This is a genomic window from Pseudomonas sp. HLT2-19-2 (assembly GCF_054898005.1).
In genome coordinates, this window is sequence record NZ_CM142712.1 from 2,568,059 (window position 1) to 2,583,162 (window position 15,104).

Genomic DNA, 15,104 nt, shown 5'->3' on the forward strand with positions numbered 1-15,104 from the left:
GACGCTCGGCGCAAGGATGTCCTTCCCGGACACCCCGCCGGTTAGTGATTTACTTGGCCGGCAGGTCTCCTGACTGATGCGTCGTCGCCAGGCTCCAGCCTTCCCGGGAGTGATCCCAGTGGCAGTTCAGGAGCAGGCTCAGCACCTACAGTTGCGGGGGCAGTTCCGTTTGATGCCGTGTCAGGCATCTCGGATTCCCTATTAATCCCATTTGGAAACCGGCGGCCGGCATGGTAGTCGATCATGCCGAATATCACCACTGAGCGCTTTTGGCTGATGTCTGCCTGTTCACGACTGATTTCCTCAGGGCGTGAAGCGGTCATCGAGAAGAGTCCGATAGCGATACGCTAAAGTTATGCGGGTCGTCGATCAATTGTGACCCACTGTTCGTGCTGCGTCCGTCCCTGGAGCGCCCAATGCCACCCATCACCACGCGCCTGGTGGCGCTGTTTGTTCTTTGCCTGACGCTTGAAGTGCCAGCCCAGACCAACGCCTGCCCACCTGGCGAGAAACAAGTGTGCCTGGACGGCTGCATCTGCCTGCCAGACGCAGGACAACTGCTCGGCCCCCTGTCTGATGGCATCTACCAGATCGCGGCACCTGCCCTGGCGCTGTGGCTGACCCAAGCCCGCGCTGAAGCAGCCAACGCCGGCATCCAGCCCATTCCACCGCACATCCGGGAGCAACTGTTGCGTTGGTACGACCCCAGCGTGCTCGATACCGCGCGCTACAAGGTTAGCGACAACGGCCAATTCAGCGCCGCCACTGCCATGCTGCAAAACCCCGATGTCGGTGCCGTGACGCTGATCGACATCATCCTCTTCCGGGACGCTCAAACCGCAGAACAGAACATCGCGCTTTGGGCTCACGAACTAAAGCACGTGCAGCAGTTTCAGGAATGGGGGGTAGAAGGATTCGCCCAGCGGTATACACAAGATTTCAATGCTTTGGAGGCGCCGGCTTATGCCATACAGGCTGAGGTCAGGCGGTTGGTGCGGGAAGGGACTGACTAAGGGTAGTGAAGCCGCCCATCACGACTGGCTGCATTGTGTCGATTTCGGTCAGTAGCGCTCACGAATGATCTGGTAGCGAATGTTCTCCGGGAGTGTCCAGGCACTGATTAAAAACTCCTGAACGGAGTAATCGGCGCCTTTGATTTCCACGGTCGCGCAGCGATGTTCCTCACTGAACCCTGCCGCTTCGGTTGCTGGGTATGGAGGCGATGTTACGCCCCGGAATTTTTAAGAGAACTTCATTGAGTTGATGGTGACTATCAACGTGGGCAATGTCTTTGGATGATGGCATCCGGCTACTCGTTGCTTGATTGGATCCGCAATGGCACCCTCAGCACCCGTTGCACCAAGGAGCCAGGTGATTAAGGAATGAGTGGATACGTACCCAACCCCCCGAAAAACTATCGATACGACGAAGCCAAACCCGTCGATATCCATGCCCAGCGCTGGGCCGAGTATGAGAAGCACGGCAAAGTACCGGCGCCTGAGAAGCATAAAATCAAGGTAGCGCTGCGCATTGGGGTGTTCTTTGATGGGACGCTGAACAATGCGAGCAACTCCGAATCAGGATTAGTGTGCGGCGCCCATCATCCGATCCGCCCGGAAGACGTCGATGCGAGCTGTAAGCCGTATATGGCCGATCCGGAGGGGAGTTATGGGAATGATGTGAGTAATGTCTCCAAGCTATTTGATCTCTATCCTGAATCGAAAGACGTAAAAGGAGAGGGCTCGGTCAAACTAGTTTTGCGCAGCCTATACGTTGAAGGAATCGGCACTAATGCCGGAACCGAGGACAGTCTCTTAAACGCGGCGAGCGGACGGGGAGCAACGGGTGTAGCGAGTAAGGTTCAGCAAGCGTTTGCCGACCTGAAAACCTTGATTAAACGGGTAGTCGAAAGTAATCCTGACGGCGAAATCACCTCGCTCACCTTTGACACGTTTGGATTTAGTCGAGGCGCTGCTGCGGCACGGCATTTTGCGAATGAAGTCGTGCGTTGTAAGCAAGGGCCATTGGGAGAGGTGTTGCGAAGCAATCCTAAGGGTTTCAGTTCCAGTTTTGGCAACCAATACAACAGCGAAATCATCATGGGCTTTGTCGGCCTGTTTGATACCGTTCCCTCTGTCGCAGGTTTTACAAACATGGGCGATATCAAAAGCCCGGTCGCTCCTGGCATTAACCTGTACCTGGACCGAAAATACTTCACCGATGTTGTTCAGTTGACGGCTCGTGACGAACATCGTGCGAATTTTGCTTTGAGCAGTGTCGTTCCGGCGCATCCGGAAATTCCCCTGCCGGGTGTGCATTCCGACATCGGTGGTGGTTATCGTGAAGAGGTGGAGGAGTGCGTATTGGTGAGTCCAATGCAGGCCCTCACAATTAGTAAAGGTGAAGACATTCGTACCACCTCCATTTATCGAGATGCTCTTCAAGAAAAAGCCAAGTGGATAGCCAAAGGCTGGCCAGATGCAATGCTGGAGATTGTTACGCCTACGCCATCTGAGTTGCCGGCGGCGGGGCAAGATCGCATAGGTGTCAAAAAATTCAGAGCCTATGCAGGCTTGCAACTAAAGAGATCGGTAAGCGGAAAGTTATCGGTGGTGTCTCTGCGCTTGATGCACAAATTGGCGAAGGAAAAAGGCGTCCAGTTTGATGATGTTCCGGAAACCCCCGCGTACACCGTCCCATCAGAGCTTCAATCCTTCTGTGACAACGTCCTCGCAGGTCAGTACAAACCATCGCCAGAAGAAGAAAGATTACTGAGGCTGAAGTACATCCACATGTCTGCTAATTGGAACAACCCGATTGGTGGTAGCCGCGAACGCGGCCCGAATATCCGCTACACCAATGCTCCAACGGATAACGGAGTTCGCGTACGCCAACCTCATATTGCTGACCCAAGCTGGAGGTTGTTTTGATGCGAGCAATCGTCATCTTGTTGGGAGCATTGCTGGCAACAGGTTGTCAGGCAATCGAACCGTTATCGGGTAAGGACGATCCAAAAAACCCATGGTGGAGCCTCAGTTTTAACGAGCCGTTCTACATGAAGGTTTGGGTGGAGGACAGCGCTGTTGAAGACATCAACGGCAAGCTGTTCAGCCGCACGGGCGGAGGTCGTGCTTCCGGGGGAGAACCTGAGAATGGAACGGAAGCGGCTCGCGGGTGGGGCGAGCACATCGGTGGGAATATCAGGGGAGTCGTCGGGGCCGATTTACCTAAACGCATATACGTACGTTGGCAGTCCATTGTCGAGCCGAAAACCTATCATGCGTGGGTTGATATTCCCGAAGAGGCGCGCCAGATCATGCACGCCTCCGTGAGCGAGCGTTGCCCGACTCGGCCGCAGGAAACTGCCAACTACAGGGCGACGGTTTATGTCGGCTTGGCTCCCGGCGGCATTGTGCAAGTGTGGGTAGAGGATAAATGCTTGAAAACGATCAAGGTCGCCCGTGCTCAAGCTGAGATAGAGCTGTTAGGGCCAAGTCAGGGCAAGAGCGAAGGCAAGTATGCCTATCCAGTCAGTGACAAGGCCAAGCGCTACATCGAGCGATTCGGCATTCCATACGGCAGTTGGTAAACACCGCCGTACAAACAAAAAAACGGGTGCCTGCATGGCGCCCGTTTTCATTTACTTCGCTGCTTCCCAATCGCAATCAGGCCTCACTGATCTTACTGACACTGGTTACCTGCCCATTCCAGATCATCTCGTAATGCGCTGCTTGAATAACCGATAAAACCGGTCTCGGCGTCATCAGCGCCCAACAGTAACTACCTTGCATGCGCACGGAGTTGTAACGAATGCCGGGACAACCCGCCTCCTTAACGGACCTCCCCAAGCGACGGGAATGCGTGTAATCGTCAGGCGCATAAACAGGATCAGTCATCGAAATGACTGCAGCATCCTTCATCGCCACGTCCACGAAAGAGCAGGACAGCCCCCGGAAAACAAAGCGCTCAAAGTTCAGGCTGCGGATATTCGCCCAATACAGACTCTGGTGATGCCGCACCTCGGCCAGCGCCGTTTCCATGGAGTCTGCCAAATACAGCACCCCAAAACTGCCATCGCTGAACCGCGAACCCGCCGGGTTGACGTGGGTAAAAGGCGCTGTCGCGTAAGAGCAGCCAGGAATGCCGAACGGGATCTGATCACGGGGAATCAACTCAAGATGACCCACTTCATTTTTCAGCCTGGGATTCGTCAGCGCCTGTATCTGATACAGCACCTCGAACTCATCTGCGTCCGCAACGTCATCAAACATCGCGATCGGTGGAAACTTCGAATTGACCAGTCGATAGGCCTGTAATTGCTCACCAGCAAGTTCTGCCAGTTCATTCACCTTTACCATTGCGCGCCACGCAGCACGTCGATGCGCCGAAAGGTTTCATACAAAGAAATCATATCGCCCTGAGACATGATCTCAAGCGGGCTACGCCCATTGAAAAACTCGTTGTCGTTGGCCATCGACGGGAAGCCGTAGACGTTCTCCGGGTTATCGAAAACCAGACGCAGCGCGGCGTGGATGTTGAGCACAAAACTGATGCGCTGCATCTGGTCCGAGTCCAGAGTCACAGCCCAGTCGGGATCACGCTGCCGGGCGCGGGTGTAGGTGCTGCGGGAAATGCGCAGGATGCGGCAGGCCTGATCGCTGGACGCACCCCATTTTTCGAGGATGCCGACGGCGGCGCGCAGGCCCGTCACACACTGGCTCTTGGTAAAGGCTTGTTCCTGGAGGGCAACGGCCATGTTCAATACCTCATCGTGAATCCATAGACTCAAAGATAGTCATGTTGAATCTATAGATCAAGACTGCCTCGACCAGCGGACGTTACAGGCGATTTTCCAGATTACTCAGCAGCCACTCACTGAAGCTTCGCGCTAGCGCATTATTTTCACTGTCACGATGGGTCAGCATGGCCCAGTTCGGACCACGAATGGTTTGCTCCACCAAGGGTAGCAACACGCCATTGGCGCGTGCCTGTCGACTCAATAATTGGCTGACCAAAGCGATACCGAGCCCCGCGCACGCGGCGTCCAGCAGAACGCCGGCGTCGGAAAAATTCAGCCCCTGATCTTTCTGGCCGACATCAATGCCAGCCTCCACCGCCCAGTGACTCCAGTCCATTTCCCGCTCGCCATGAAGGGTTGTGCGCTGCTCGCGTGGCAGCGCCAACAGGTTCGGGTGACAAGCCGGGTAGAGGCGGTCGGCGTGCAGCACCTTGAAGCTGCACTCGGCTTGGGAACTGATGTCATCGCGCACCGCGAGGTCGATAGTCTGGGTGGTCATGTCCGGGACTTCATCGGTACTGAAAATCCACAGATCAACGTCCGGATGCTCGCGGCGAAAATCCCCCAAACGCGGCAGAAGCCAGTGGCGGGCGAACGCCGGCGTGGTGTTGAGGACCAGTTGGTTCGGTTTTTGGTACTGCCCCAGGCGGCGAATGCCGACGGCAAGTTGTTGCAGCATCGCTTGGGTGGTGCTGAGCAAGTCGTGACCGGCATCGGTCAGGCTGACGCTGCGTCCACTGCGAAAGAACAAGGGTTGTTCAAGGTACGCCTCAAGGCTGCGGATCTGCTGACTGATCGCAGATTGGGTGAGGTGCAACTCGGCGGCCGCCTTGTGGAAGCTGCCCAGCCGGGCGGCGGCTTCAAAGCCGCGAAGGGTGCTGAGAGGCGGCCAGTGCTTGAGCATATTGATAAGTTCCTCTAATCATTTGTCTGCAAAATCCATCGTTTGTTTGCCTGTATTCACGTCCGTAGCATGCATGCCAGGATCACTCAAGCAGTTTTGTTGAACACAATAGCTTAACTAAAAGGGCTTTTTATCATGCAGCATGTCATACAGCAGACTGCAGTTCGAAACAGTGGTTGGATGATGCCGGCCGAGTGGGTGAGGCATGCCGCCACCTGGATGGTCTGGCCACACAACAAGGCACTCTGGGAGTCCGGTTGGGGCGTGACATTGCCGCGGGTGCAAGAGGATTTCGCTCGCGTGGCCAACGCCATCGCCCGTTTCGAACCGGTGAAACTGGTCGTCGACCCTTCTGCTGTCGCCAGCGCCAAAGCGTTATGTGGGCCAAACATCGAATTGATCGAGCTGGCGGTGAACGACAGCTGGTGCCGGGATTCTGGACCGAGCTTCGTCTGCCATCCGCAACAAGGCCTGGCCGGGGTGAGCTGGCGCTTCAATGCCTGGGGCGGCAAGTCCGCCCACAACCTGGACGAAAGCCTGGCGCGTCGCGCACTCAATCACTTGGGCGCGGAATGCTTTGGTACCGCGCTGAGTAATGAAGGCGGGGCCATCCATGTGGACGGCGAAGGCACGTTGATCACCACCGAATCGGTATTGCTCAACCCCAATCGCAACCCGGGCATGAACAAGGCTGACATAGAGGAAATCTTCACGCGTCTGTTGGGTGTGCAGAAGACGATCTGGCTGCCAGGCGATCCGGACTATGTGACCGGCGACATGACTGACGGCCATGTTGATGGCGTGTGTGCTTTCGCCCGCCCTGGGGTTTTGCTGGTGGACGCCACCCACGACCAGCAGTCGGTGTATGCCAAAGTGGCTCGCGAAAACCGTCGTGCGCTGGAGCTGGCCACTGATGCCCGAGGCCGACAGTTCGAGCTGATCGAATTGTATGAGGCCACCGATGCCGTGGACACCGAGGCTGAGGTGTTCTGCGCCTCCTATACCAATTTCTATATCACCAATAACGCCATCATCATGCCGGCCTACGGTATTGATGCCGACAACGTGGCGGCCTCCGTGCTGGGGCAGGCGTTCCCCGGGCGCGAAGTGGTGCCGGTTCGAATCAATCACCTGGCTCATGGCGGTGGCGGAGTGCATTGCATCACCCAGCAACAGCCGGCCTGGCCGGTGGAGGGCTGATGCCATGACACTTCTGACCATCGCTACAACCCAGATGCCCTGCACCTGGGACTTGCCACACAACCTCGATCATCCGGAGTACGCCTATGCGATGCCAAGGCACGTCCGAGCGTCGATACGACAATGCGCGACAACCCGGACATTTACATCGATGAGGCCACTTACGCACGGCTGATTCCTGGCAAGGGCATTCCCCAGTCCGACATGCGGGCGCGCATGCGAACCTGGACCAAGTTCAAGACGGCCACCGCGAAATGAGAGCGACCGGTCAATCACCGTTGGCTTAGTCCGGATCGTCGCGACGCACGAAAAAGCCCGGCTTGTAAGGCCGGGCTTTTCGTTGAGTACCGCGGTAAAGCTACTCATTCATGCAGCGCGGCTTTCGATCAGACGATCGGAACCACCTTCAGCCACACGATGATGGTGACTATCGACGCCCGCAATGGATGCGCCTCACGCCCAGGTTATCCCGAGCGTCGCCAGATCGGCCTTTTGCAGATCCTGCGCGCTCAGCACAATACGGAACTTGCAGTTGGCGTTGAAGTTGAGAAAAAAGGGTTCTGCAAAAGCGGGTATGTCGGATGGGTCTTTTACGTCGACCAGAAAGATCCCGCCGCGCATGCCATCCTGCTCAGTAAAGTACGCCGCCTCCGGCTTGATGCTGACCAGAATGCGCTCAATGACCTCGCCCACATTTCCGGCTTTGACAAGGGAATTGAAGGGTTCATTCGGGCACTCGACCATCAGTAACATCTTCATCATTCAATCCTCTGCTCAACTAGCAACCCTGTAGCCAGACCTTTGCGTCTGGCGCTCATGCCGCAGGCCATTCATTCAACAGTCCTCGCGGTATGTGTCATCAAGAATAGCGAAGCGTGAGCCAGCCCTCGTGCACGGGTTACGGGCGGTCATGATTTACGCCTCCAGACTTTTCAGAAAATTGCGGATTGGTCTTCCGATAAAACTTAGCTACTGGGCGCTAACACCTTGCTAGCGCTATTCGTCCACGCTGATGCCCGATCCCCCTAATTCGTTGGGGACATCCTTCAGCTTGGGCAATCCATCCTTGATGCGCAGCACAGTCTCCTGATAGTGGACGTGAACACCTGGCGAGTACGCGAGATCCGGGATGACCGCGGCATACACGTCGATGAGCCCCATCCCCGGGTGTTCAGTAAAGATGTGCCCGCCGCACGTCTTGCACCACTTGCGGTAACTGCGCGATGTCTTGTTGTAGGTGCCGATGTTGTCAGCACCCCGAGTCACTTGCACCGCCTCGGGTTTCCACAGCGTGAAGGCATTGACCGGTCCTGCTGACCAATGCCGACACGACTCGCAATGGCAATAGCCCATTCCGGCCGGCTCGCCGCTGACTGTGAACTCGACTGCGCCACAAAAACAACTGCCCTTGTAAGACCGTTCAATGCTCATGGCATGACTCCTTGATTAATTGCCAGGCGATACCGCCAGACATGGCATGGATCGCCTGAACGTTGCCTACCTTCACCCGTCGATGTAGCGCACCGCTGTCGCCGGCGTGCGCCGCACCTGCAGTTCGAAAATGTCAGGGCGCGCGTAGTGTCCGGTGACGTCGAGCGCTCGCCGCGCTGGCGCCACGAGTGAGACGTCGATGTCCGCATACAAAATGCCTACCTCTCGGTGCAATGGGCCGGCCACGATCCGGCCTTGAGGATTGACCACCACCGAGTCGCCGTCGTTGATCCATTCGTCCGGATCGGGAAACAGTTGCGTACGCGCCGGGAAGTCGTCGGGGATATCGCTGCCGCGCAGCGCGGTGCCACTGCCGAGCACCCAGCAGCGGCCTTCGAGTGCAATGTGACGCATCGTGCTGATCCAGCCCTCGCCAGTGTCGTACGTGGGTGCGACGTAGATTTCCACCCCTTGGGCATACAGTGAATAGCGTGCCAGCGGCATGTAGTTTTCCCAGCAGATGAGCGCACCAATGCGGCCGACCGGTGTATCGACCGTACGCAACCCGGAGGCATCACCGAAGCCATGCACCATGCGCTCGGGATTGGTTGGCATCAGCTTGCGGTGTCGGTTGAGCACTGCGCCGTTCGCGCCGATAACGACTACGCTGTTATAGAGCGTGCCGCCGCCATTGCGCCGGTCGCATTCATTGATGCCGCACACGATCGTCACGGCGTGAACCCTGGCGGCCTCGCACAATTGGCTCAGGTCACCGTTAGTAATATCGACGGCGTTGGCCAGCAGCCGCGTGTGCAACTGACCCATTACAGCCCCGTCCTTTCCCGCCGCCAGCCGCCAGATCCACGACGGGTAACCGGGAATGAACGATTCGGGCAAAACGATCAGCGAGGCTCCCGCCGTCGCAGCCTCAGCGACCGATTGCACGGCTCGGGCGATCGTCGCGCTGCGATCGAGCAGCACGGGCGGGCGCTGAATGATGGCTACCTTGGTCATGGCGTTCTCCTTTGGCTCTTGGCTTTCGAAGGCTTGAGCGTGCGCGTGACGAAGTGGCGGGGCTAGTTCAAAAACTGAAGCGTTGCAGTTGCGGAGTCCAGGCGATGGAACAAAGCTACGGTCAGTTCTGCACGGTCGCACGCGGTGCTGAAGCACTGTGCGAGCGCTGGACACCTTTGGTCGTGCGCGAGCTGCTGTGCGGCAGTAAGCGCTTCAATGAGCTGCACCGCGGCGTACCACGGATGTCCACTAACCTGCTGACACAGCGGCTGCGCCATTTGGAAGAAATCGGCGTCGTGCACCGCACGCCCGCAGGCAAAGTCTGGGAGTACAGCCTGACCGAGGCGGGCGAGGAATTGCGCCCCATCATCATGGCGTTGGGACATTGGGGCGCGCGCTGGATCGGCAGTCGCCTGCGCGATGACGAACTCGACGCGGGCTTGCTGATGTGGGACGTGCGCCGGTTCGTGCGCATCGAGACGTTCCCGTCCCGACCGGTGGTCATCCAGTTCACGTTCCGCGACGCGCGCCCCGGCGAGCAAGCGTGGTGGCTCGTGGTCGAACAGGGCGTGGCAGACCTGTGCCGCGACGACCCCGGACGCGAACTGACGCTCGTCGTGGACTCCAGCGTGCGCGCGTTGACCGAAGTGTGGGCGGGTGACCGCACACCGCGGGAAGTTCTTCAGTCGCGGGAGCTGCGTGTCGACGGCGCAGTGAAGGATGCGGAAAGCTTGTGGCGCTGGCTTGGCACGAGTGCGTTTGCGGGGACTCGGAGTGCGGCACGCTAGCGCTGGCAGCTGCTAATTGGGGCGGTGCACATTGCATCCGTCGGTCGCAGGGCTTGAACTGACTGGGGCTTAAAGCGTCATAAGACTCGCGATATCAACCAACCCTACGGAAGCAATCATGCTTTTAAAGAATAAGAGTCTCGTTGCTGTAATGTCATGCGCCCTGATGCTTGCAGCCGCGCCATTACTCCCTACTGACCTGTCCATCATGAACTCCGCCTATGCGAAAGACGGTGGTGGTGGTGGTGGTGGTGGTGGTGGTGGTAACGGCGGTGGTAATGGGGGAGGTAACGGAGGCGGTAATGGCGGTGGCCACGGCGGCGGTGTAGGCGGCGGTCACAGTGGTTCAGATCACTCCGGCGGCTCTACCAGTAACGGCCGCGGTAATGGACTGGCCAGCGATCACGCCGGCAAGGCTGTTCGCGACCGTGGTGAAAGCGGAAACCACTACGGCAGTGAACGCAATAGTGATCGCGGTCATGGCCCAACGACTTCAGGCATCGCCCATTCCAAAGATACTCGCGGCGTAGCCAAAGCCAGATCAATCTCGGCCTCGACTCCAGGCGATCACAACGCGAAAGGGTTGAGCAAAGCCGGGACGTCGGTATCGAAAAAATCGCAATGATCAGCAATAACCGTTCGGCAGTGGGTGAATAGGCTGCAAGCAAAACCCGCAGCACGCAACCCTAAACAAAGCGGGCGCCCGACAAGGCGCCCGTTTTCGTTTATTTCGCTGCTTGAGCCCGCAAGCGCCGGCCGATCACAAATTAATTGGGGACTGATTTATTTAATTCAATTTATTTAATTCAGCCGGGACGGCCTCAACAGCAGGGGGGCCTGAAGCGTCAGCGACAAACTGTCTGCCAGGCTCCTGGCCTGCTGAGTCGCGTCCTCACGCGCGCGCAGATCAACGTCTTCCCCCAGGATGGTTTTCTCCACAATCACCGAATGCACATCCGTGACGCCGATAAATTTCAGCCAGGCTTCCACATAGGGCTTCTGGAAGTCGAAGCGCTCCGCCGGTGTGATCGAATGCGCCGAAAAATCCAGGCCGCGGGCGTACATCACCACGGCGAGTTTGTTGTGCAGCATGCCTTCCAGACCGCGTTCCGGGTCAACGCTGAACAGGATGTCTTTCTGCGATACCAAGTCGATGAAGTGCTTGAGTTTGTACGGGATGCTGAAATTCCACAGCGGTACGGACATCACGAGTACATCCGCGCGGTGCAGGTGACTTGCCAACTCTTTTAACGTGTTCCAGGCGTCTTGTTGTGCGGGGGTCAACGGCGTGCCATTGAGCCCGGCGTATTTGGCCTCAATGGCCAGATCATCGAATTCCGGCAGCGTCATGTTCCAGAGGTCGAGGGTGATGATTTCGGTGTCCGGGGTGTTTGCTTGATAACGCGCAATGAAGCTGCGCGCGACTTCAAGGGAAGCCGAACGCTGCTTGCGTGGAGAACATTGAATATGGAGAAGAGTCGTCATGGCACACCTTGAATGATGGAGAGGCAGGGCAGGTGTGAGCATTGCAACATAGTTGTATTTGAAATATAAATCGTAAATTAGTACTCAATTGATCACGTATAAAACTATGTTCGATGCTCTGCTGCTCAAGACATTTGTCACGGTCGTCGATGAAGACGGCTTCAGCCGTGCAGCCCAGAAGCTGCACCTTACTCAGTCTGCGGTCAGTGGCCATGTGCGGCGATTGGAAGAACAGATTGGTAAACCCCTGTTGACGCGCACCACCCGTTCCCAGCAACTGACGGCCGATGGCGAGCGCCTGGTCTCTTATGCGCGCACAATCCTCGCGCTGAACCGTGATGCCTGGACAGACCTGACACGCACGCCGTTTCACGGGCGGCTGCGGATCGGGGTGTCCGAAGATTTTGTCGAGTCTCGATTACTGCGCACTGTTCAGGATTTCGCGGCGCAGTACCCCGGGATGGAGATCGAGGTGCAGGTGAACATTCCGGGTACGTTACTGGCGCTGATGAAGCAAGGGCATCTGGAGGTGGTCATCGGTTCGCTGTGCGAAACCAGCGAAGCGGGGCTGTTGCTATGGCAAGAACCGTTGGTGTGGGCCTGGTCGGCGCAACCCGTCGCCCGGTTACCAACGCCGTTGCCGCTGGCCCTGTTCCCCGAACCGTGCCCTTATCGCGAGGCCGCGCTGACGAGACTGGCGCAGGCGGGGATCGCCCAACGCACGGCGATGTTGTGCAGCAGCACCGCCGGGTTGCGGGCGGCGGCACTGGCAGGCTTCGCGGTAGCGCCCATGCCACTCAGTCAGTTGGGGCAAGGATTGGCGGTTATTGGGGTAGAACAAGGGTTACCGGATTTGCCGGATGCGCAATGTCGGCTGTTCACCTCGCCTGAAGCGGATCAGGCGATTGTGGCAGCGGTCACTCAGCTCATTGTGGAGTACTGCTCCACGCGCAGGGCTTGATTGTCATTTCAAGGGCCGCTTGAACGTCTCGGGTAGCGACCTCCATACGAGTCAGTGACTGCGAGCCCGAACAACAGCATTGCAGGGCCGCACCCGAAAGGTGGGGAGGCCGGCCAGATGATTCTCAGATTTATTTTACTGCGCACGTTGTATGGCACTGGCGAGCGCTGCGGCTTCGCTGCGTAACGCATCAAATCTTGTGTTCAACTCGACATACCCGGGCTTCCAGGCCCAAACACCATCGACGTGGTGTTGCCCAAGGATCAGGTCATTGAGCGAGCCCATTCCGCCAAAGGCTGAAAGAAAGTATTCCACCCCGTAGTAATCAGAGTTCATCAAGTGTGCCTTGGCCTTGCGCATCCACTGGCTCCAGTCAGTGGCTCCATCGCTTTCAAGTACGATGGCGAGCTGATCCAGAACGTCGATCAATTGTTCAGTCATTTGACCCATTTTGAGTTCATCCAAACTGTGGAACGAAGGATTGCCTAGGGAAGGTCTGAAGTACCCACCGATTTTTGATGCCCTCACTACTTGAGGTTCAAAAAATCATAAGTCGGTCGAAAATCAGACCCTTCCCGCCCTTAACTCACGGTTCTTTCCTCTGATCGCGCTGTTTCAGGGCGATTGGCCCGCATTACAGACGCACCTCGCCCATACCCATCAACCGTTTTCGCACCATCCACAGGTTCGACAAAGCGAACAACGTCGTCTGCTGCGCGATGTTTTTCGACAAGCCACGAAAGCGCACTTTCGTATAACCAAACTGGCGCTTGATCACGCGAAATGGATGCTCAACCTTGGCCCGTACCTGCGCTTTCGCGTATTCGATCTTGCGTCGCATGCGCCCGATCAAACTCTTTTTTCCGTGCTTTTTATAGCGGCTTGGACGCGCGGCAATCGACCAGATCATCTTGCGATCCTGATGCTCGGGACGCTTGTCCACGCCGGTGTAACCTGCGTCGCCACACACGTAAGTTTCCTCGCCGTGCAGCAACTGATCGACCTGCGTCACGTCCGCCACATTGGCCGCCGTGCCCACCAGGCTATGTACCAAACCCGACTCGGCATCAACACCGATGTGCGCTTTCATTCCAAAGAAATATTGATTTCCTTTCTTGGTCTGGTGCATTTCGGGATCGCGTTTGCCGTCCTTGTTCTTGGTCGAACTGGGCGCATGAATGATCGTGGCATCGACCACCGTGCCTTGGCGCAGCATCAATCCACGGTCACCCAAATAACCGTTGATAACCTGCAAAATCCCACCCGCCAGCTCATTTTTCTCCAGCAAACGGCGAAAATTGAGGATCGTGGTTTCGTCAGGAATTCGATCCAGATGCAGCCCTGCAAACTGGCGCAGGATCGTCGTTTCATACAGCGATTCTTCCATCGCCGGGTCGCTGTAGCCGAACCAGTTTTGCATCAGATGAACCCGTAACATCGCCAGCAACGGATACGCCGGACGACCGCCTTCACCATTCGGATAATACGGCTCGATCAAAGCAATCAAACCCTTCCAGGGCACGACCTGATCCATCTCGATCAGGAAGCGCTCACGTCGGGTTTGCTTACGTTTGCCGGCGTACTCGGCATCGGCGAAGGACATTTGTTTCATCGGGGCTCAACCGTTCTGTTCGTGTGAAGTGCGTATTTCACCAAATCTGGAAGTCTTTTTCAGAGTTTCCCTAGAGAGTTGACGGCTGCCACGTATTCTCGGCCATTGAGAAGTTGCGACAACCTCCGCTTCAGCCATTTGCGCACGCAATCCTAGATTTCGCTCAGAGCTGGCAAGTCCGATGAATGCTGGCGCACCTCTTTGTTTGCGGACACAAAAAACGGGCGCCTTCACGGCGCCCGTTTTCGTTTATTCCGCTGCTTGAGCCCGCAAGCGTCGGCCGATCACATCCATCAAGTCGCAGCCATCGCGCAACGGAATGGCCAGCAGTTTGGAAAAGTCGGACAGCACCACCGTGTCGCAACCGATCTCGCCGCGGAAGGCGATGTTTTCCAGCACCTGCGTGACCGTGCGAATGCGGTAATCGGCCATGGCTTGCAGGACGTCGAGTGGGGCTTGGGTGTCGATGAGCAGGGAGGCCGGGATCAGGTCGATTCCGGTGAGGGGTATGTATCTTTCCATAGGGGAGATCTCATTCAGTTTGTTGAGACCGCCAACAGATCGTCGCCAAACGATAGGGTGGCAGTTGCGCGCAGGTTGGCGAACCGGGAATGAGTAACCGGCAGACCCGAAGGTCTCCCGCGCGCAACCGCCATAGTACAGCGGTTTTGCGGCTGCGACGACGCCTGCAAATGAGCAGACGGCCCTCGCACTCATATCTCGGGTCGCCAAACCCGAAATCGCCATTTTGGGCGACGAGATGGACTATAGGCCTCATCAGGACGGCGGGAAAGGTGAGGGATTCCGAGGTTTGTGTAGGAATTTTTATGGTGCTCCTAGGACCGTTACGCCCCTTCCGCGAGCGACGGCTATCGGCCAATAGCGGTCTTTCGGGAAAAGAAAAAACAAGC

General features: G+C 57.1%; 17 protein-coding genes, 1 pseudogene and 1 riboswitch. Of the genes and pseudogenes, 8 read left to right on the forward strand and 10 right to left on the reverse strand.

Annotated elements, in window-relative coordinates; all coding sequences use genetic code 11:
• Window positions 1–42 precede the first annotated feature (42 nt).
• Window positions 43–245: riboswitch (cobalamin riboswitch) on the reverse strand.
• A gap of 171 nt (window positions 246–416) precedes the next feature.
• The 3 genes from ACYZTU_RS11995 to ACYZTU_RS12005 all read left to right on the forward strand — a co-directional run bounded on the left by ACYZTU_RS11995 (window position 417) and on the right by ACYZTU_RS12005 (window position 3,589).
• On the forward strand, window positions 417–1,013 hold the full coding sequence (locus tag ACYZTU_RS11995; RefSeq protein ID WP_461970370.1) for an eCIS core domain-containing protein: 597 nt from the start codon (window positions 417–419) through the stop codon (window positions 1,011–1,013).
• Between the two features lie 369 nt (window positions 1,014–1,382).
• Window positions 1,383–2,930: a T6SS phospholipase effector Tle1-like catalytic domain-containing protein gene (locus ACYZTU_RS12000; protein ID WP_461970372.1), complete on the forward strand. Its 1,548-nt coding sequence runs from the start codon at window positions 1,383–1,385 to the stop codon at window positions 2,928–2,930.
• Complete coding sequence (locus ACYZTU_RS12005) at window positions 2,930–3,589, forward strand: DUF2931 family protein (protein ID WP_461970374.1); 660 nt, start codon at window positions 2,930–2,932, stop codon at window positions 3,587–3,589. Before ACYZTU_RS12000 ends, ACYZTU_RS12005 begins: the two co-directional genes overlap by 1 nt.
• A 76-nt stretch (window positions 3,590–3,665) precedes the next feature.
• Here the strand turns inward: ACYZTU_RS12005 and ACYZTU_RS12010 are convergent, their stop codons facing one another.
• From ACYZTU_RS12010 to ACYZTU_RS12020, 3 genes are all read right to left on the reverse strand, one after another.
• Window positions 3,666–4,358, reverse strand: coding sequence for an RES family NAD+ phosphorylase (locus ACYZTU_RS12010; protein ID WP_461970376.1), 693 nt, complete (start codon window positions 4,356–4,358; stop codon window positions 3,666–3,668).
• Window positions 4,352–4,756 (reverse strand): antitoxin Xre-like helix-turn-helix domain-containing protein, encoded by a 405-nt coding sequence (locus tag ACYZTU_RS12015; protein ID WP_461970378.1) that lies wholly within the window; start codon window positions 4,754–4,756, stop codon window positions 4,352–4,354. Before ACYZTU_RS12015 ends, ACYZTU_RS12010 begins: the two co-directional genes overlap by 7 nt.
• Before the next feature lie 82 nt (window positions 4,757–4,838).
• A complete protein-coding gene (locus ACYZTU_RS12020) occupies window positions 4,839–5,702 on the reverse strand; it encodes a LysR substrate-binding domain-containing protein (protein ID WP_461970380.1) in 864 nt (287 codons plus the stop codon).
• Window positions 5,703–5,837: 135 nt separating this feature from the next.
• On the opposite strand from ACYZTU_RS12020, the gene ACYZTU_RS12025 reads away from it, so the two are divergent.
• Window positions 5,838–6,902 (forward strand): agmatine deiminase family protein, encoded by a 1,065-nt coding sequence (locus ACYZTU_RS12025; protein ID WP_461970381.1) that lies wholly within the window; start codon window positions 5,838–5,840, stop codon window positions 6,900–6,902.
• Window positions 6,903–6,992: 90 nt separating this feature from the next.
• Window positions 6,993–7,160 (forward strand): annotated as a pseudogene (locus ACYZTU_RS12030) (extracellular solute-binding protein); the annotation flags it as partial.
• Between the two features lie 195 nt (window positions 7,161–7,355).
• Here ACYZTU_RS12030 and ACYZTU_RS12035 read toward each other — a convergent pair.
• The 3 genes from ACYZTU_RS12035 to ACYZTU_RS12045 all read right to left on the reverse strand — a co-directional run bounded on the left by ACYZTU_RS12035 (window position 7,356) and on the right by ACYZTU_RS12045 (window position 9,347).
• On the reverse strand, window positions 7,356–7,661 hold the full coding sequence (locus ACYZTU_RS12035) for a panthothenate synthetase (protein ID WP_461970383.1): 306 nt from the start codon (window positions 7,659–7,661) through the stop codon (window positions 7,356–7,358).
• A gap of 237 nt (window positions 7,662–7,898) precedes the next feature.
• A complete protein-coding gene (locus tag ACYZTU_RS12040; protein WP_461970385.1) occupies window positions 7,899–8,333 on the reverse strand; it encodes a GFA family protein in 435 nt (144 codons plus the stop codon).
• Window positions 8,334–8,405: 72 nt separating this feature from the next.
• Entirely contained in the window at window positions 8,406–9,347 is a 942-nt protein-coding gene (locus ACYZTU_RS12045) for a carbon-nitrogen hydrolase family protein (protein WP_461970386.1), read from the reverse strand.
• A 104-nt stretch (window positions 9,348–9,451) separates the two neighbouring features.
• Here ACYZTU_RS12045 and ACYZTU_RS12050 point away from each other — a divergent pair, with 104 nt between their 5' ends.
• Both ACYZTU_RS12050 and ACYZTU_RS12055 read left to right on the forward strand, forming a co-directional pair.
• On the forward strand, window positions 9,452–10,135 hold the full coding sequence (locus tag ACYZTU_RS12050) for a winged helix-turn-helix transcriptional regulator (RefSeq protein ID WP_461970388.1): 684 nt from the start codon (window positions 9,452–9,454) through the stop codon (window positions 10,133–10,135).
• 118 nt (window positions 10,136–10,253) lie between these two features.
• Complete coding sequence (locus tag ACYZTU_RS12055; protein ID WP_461970390.1) at window positions 10,254–10,760, forward strand: hypothetical protein; 507 nt, start codon at window positions 10,254–10,256, stop codon at window positions 10,758–10,760.
• 176 nt (window positions 10,761–10,936) lie between these two features.
• On the opposite strand, the gene ACYZTU_RS12060 is transcribed toward ACYZTU_RS12055, so the two are convergent.
• On the reverse strand, window positions 10,937–11,620 hold the full coding sequence (locus ACYZTU_RS12060) for an FMN-dependent NADH-azoreductase (protein ID WP_461970392.1): 684 nt from the start codon (window positions 11,618–11,620) through the stop codon (window positions 10,937–10,939).
• A gap of 106 nt (window positions 11,621–11,726) precedes the next feature.
• Between ACYZTU_RS12060 and ACYZTU_RS12065 the strand changes: the two genes are divergently transcribed.
• A complete protein-coding gene (locus ACYZTU_RS12065) occupies window positions 11,727–12,581 on the forward strand; it encodes a LysR substrate-binding domain-containing protein (protein WP_461970394.1) in 855 nt (284 codons plus the stop codon).
• Between the two features lie 135 nt (window positions 12,582–12,716).
• On the opposite strand, the gene ACYZTU_RS12070 is transcribed toward ACYZTU_RS12065, so the two are convergent.
• The 3 genes from ACYZTU_RS12070 to ACYZTU_RS12080 form a co-directional block, all read right to left on the reverse strand.
• Window positions 12,717–13,031, reverse strand: a complete 315-nt coding sequence (locus ACYZTU_RS12070) for a DUF6966 domain-containing protein (RefSeq protein ID WP_461970396.1) — start codon at window positions 13,029–13,031, stop codon at window positions 12,717–12,719.
• Between the two features lie 184 nt (window positions 13,032–13,215).
• Window positions 13,216–14,193 carry an IS5 family transposase gene (locus ACYZTU_RS12075; protein WP_461964113.1) on the reverse strand — a complete coding sequence of 326 codons (978 nt, stop codon included), beginning with the start codon at window positions 14,191–14,193 and terminating at the stop codon, window positions 13,216–13,218.
• A 249-nt stretch (window positions 14,194–14,442) separates the two neighbouring features.
• Entirely contained in the window at window positions 14,443–14,715 is a 273-nt protein-coding gene (locus ACYZTU_RS12080) for a hypothetical protein (RefSeq protein ID WP_461970398.1), read from the reverse strand.
• Window positions 14,716–15,104 lie beyond the last annotated feature (389 nt).

What these genes read in the sequence shown, in the direction of transcription:
- ACYZTU_RS12040 (WP_461970385.1), bottom strand. Translation starts at nt 8,333, where the DNA reads ATGAGCATTGAACGGTCTTACAAGGGCAGTTGTTTTTGTGGCGCAGTC.
- ACYZTU_RS12005 (WP_461970374.1), top strand. Translation starts at nt 2,930, where the DNA reads ATGCGAGCAATCGTCATCTTGTTGGGAGCATTGCTGGCAACAGGTTGT.
- ACYZTU_RS12020 (WP_461970380.1), bottom strand. Translation starts at nt 5,702, where the DNA reads ATGCTCAAGCACTGGCCGCCTCTCAGCACCCTTCGCGGCTTTGAAGCC.
- ACYZTU_RS12070 (WP_461970396.1), bottom strand. Translation starts at nt 13,031, where the DNA reads ATGGGTCAAATGACTGAACAATTGATCGACGTTCTGGATCAGCTCGCC.
- ACYZTU_RS12050 (WP_461970388.1), top strand. Translation starts at nt 9,452, where the DNA reads ATGGAACAAAGCTACGGTCAGTTCTGCACGGTCGCACGCGGTGCTGAA.
- ACYZTU_RS11995 (WP_461970370.1), top strand. Translation starts at nt 417, where the DNA reads ATGCCACCCATCACCACGCGCCTGGTGGCGCTGTTTGTTCTTTGCCTG.
- ACYZTU_RS12045 (WP_461970386.1), bottom strand. Translation starts at nt 9,347, where the DNA reads ATGACCAAGGTAGCCATCATTCAGCGCCCGCCCGTGCTGCTCGATCGC.
- ACYZTU_RS12035 (WP_461970383.1), bottom strand. Translation starts at nt 7,661, where the DNA reads ATGAAGATGTTACTGATGGTCGAGTGCCCGAATGAACCCTTCAATTCC.
- ACYZTU_RS12060 (WP_461970392.1), bottom strand. Translation starts at nt 11,620, where the DNA reads ATGACGACTCTTCTCCATATTCAATGTTCTCCACGCAAGCAGCGTTCG.
- ACYZTU_RS12065 (WP_461970394.1), top strand. Translation starts at nt 11,727, where the DNA reads ATGTTCGATGCTCTGCTGCTCAAGACATTTGTCACGGTCGTCGATGAA.
- ACYZTU_RS12010 (WP_461970376.1), bottom strand. Translation starts at nt 4,358, where the DNA reads ATGGTAAAGGTGAATGAACTGGCAGAACTTGCTGGTGAGCAATTACAG.
- ACYZTU_RS12015 (WP_461970378.1), bottom strand. Translation starts at nt 4,756, where the DNA reads ATGGCCGTTGCCCTCCAGGAACAAGCCTTTACCAAGAGCCAGTGTGTG.
- ACYZTU_RS12000 (WP_461970372.1), top strand. Translation starts at nt 1,383, where the DNA reads ATGAGTGGATACGTACCCAACCCCCCGAAAAACTATCGATACGACGAA.
- ACYZTU_RS12025 (WP_461970381.1), top strand. Translation starts at nt 5,838, where the DNA reads ATGCAGCATGTCATACAGCAGACTGCAGTTCGAAACAGTGGTTGGATG.
- ACYZTU_RS12055 (WP_461970390.1), top strand. Translation starts at nt 10,254, where the DNA reads ATGCTTTTAAAGAATAAGAGTCTCGTTGCTGTAATGTCATGCGCCCTG.
- ACYZTU_RS12080 (WP_461970398.1), bottom strand. Translation starts at nt 14,715, where the DNA reads ATGGAAAGATACATACCCCTCACCGGAATCGACCTGATCCCGGCCTCC.
- ACYZTU_RS12075 (WP_461964113.1), bottom strand. Translation starts at nt 14,193, where the DNA reads ATGAAACAAATGTCCTTCGCCGATGCCGAGTACGCCGGCAAACGTAAG.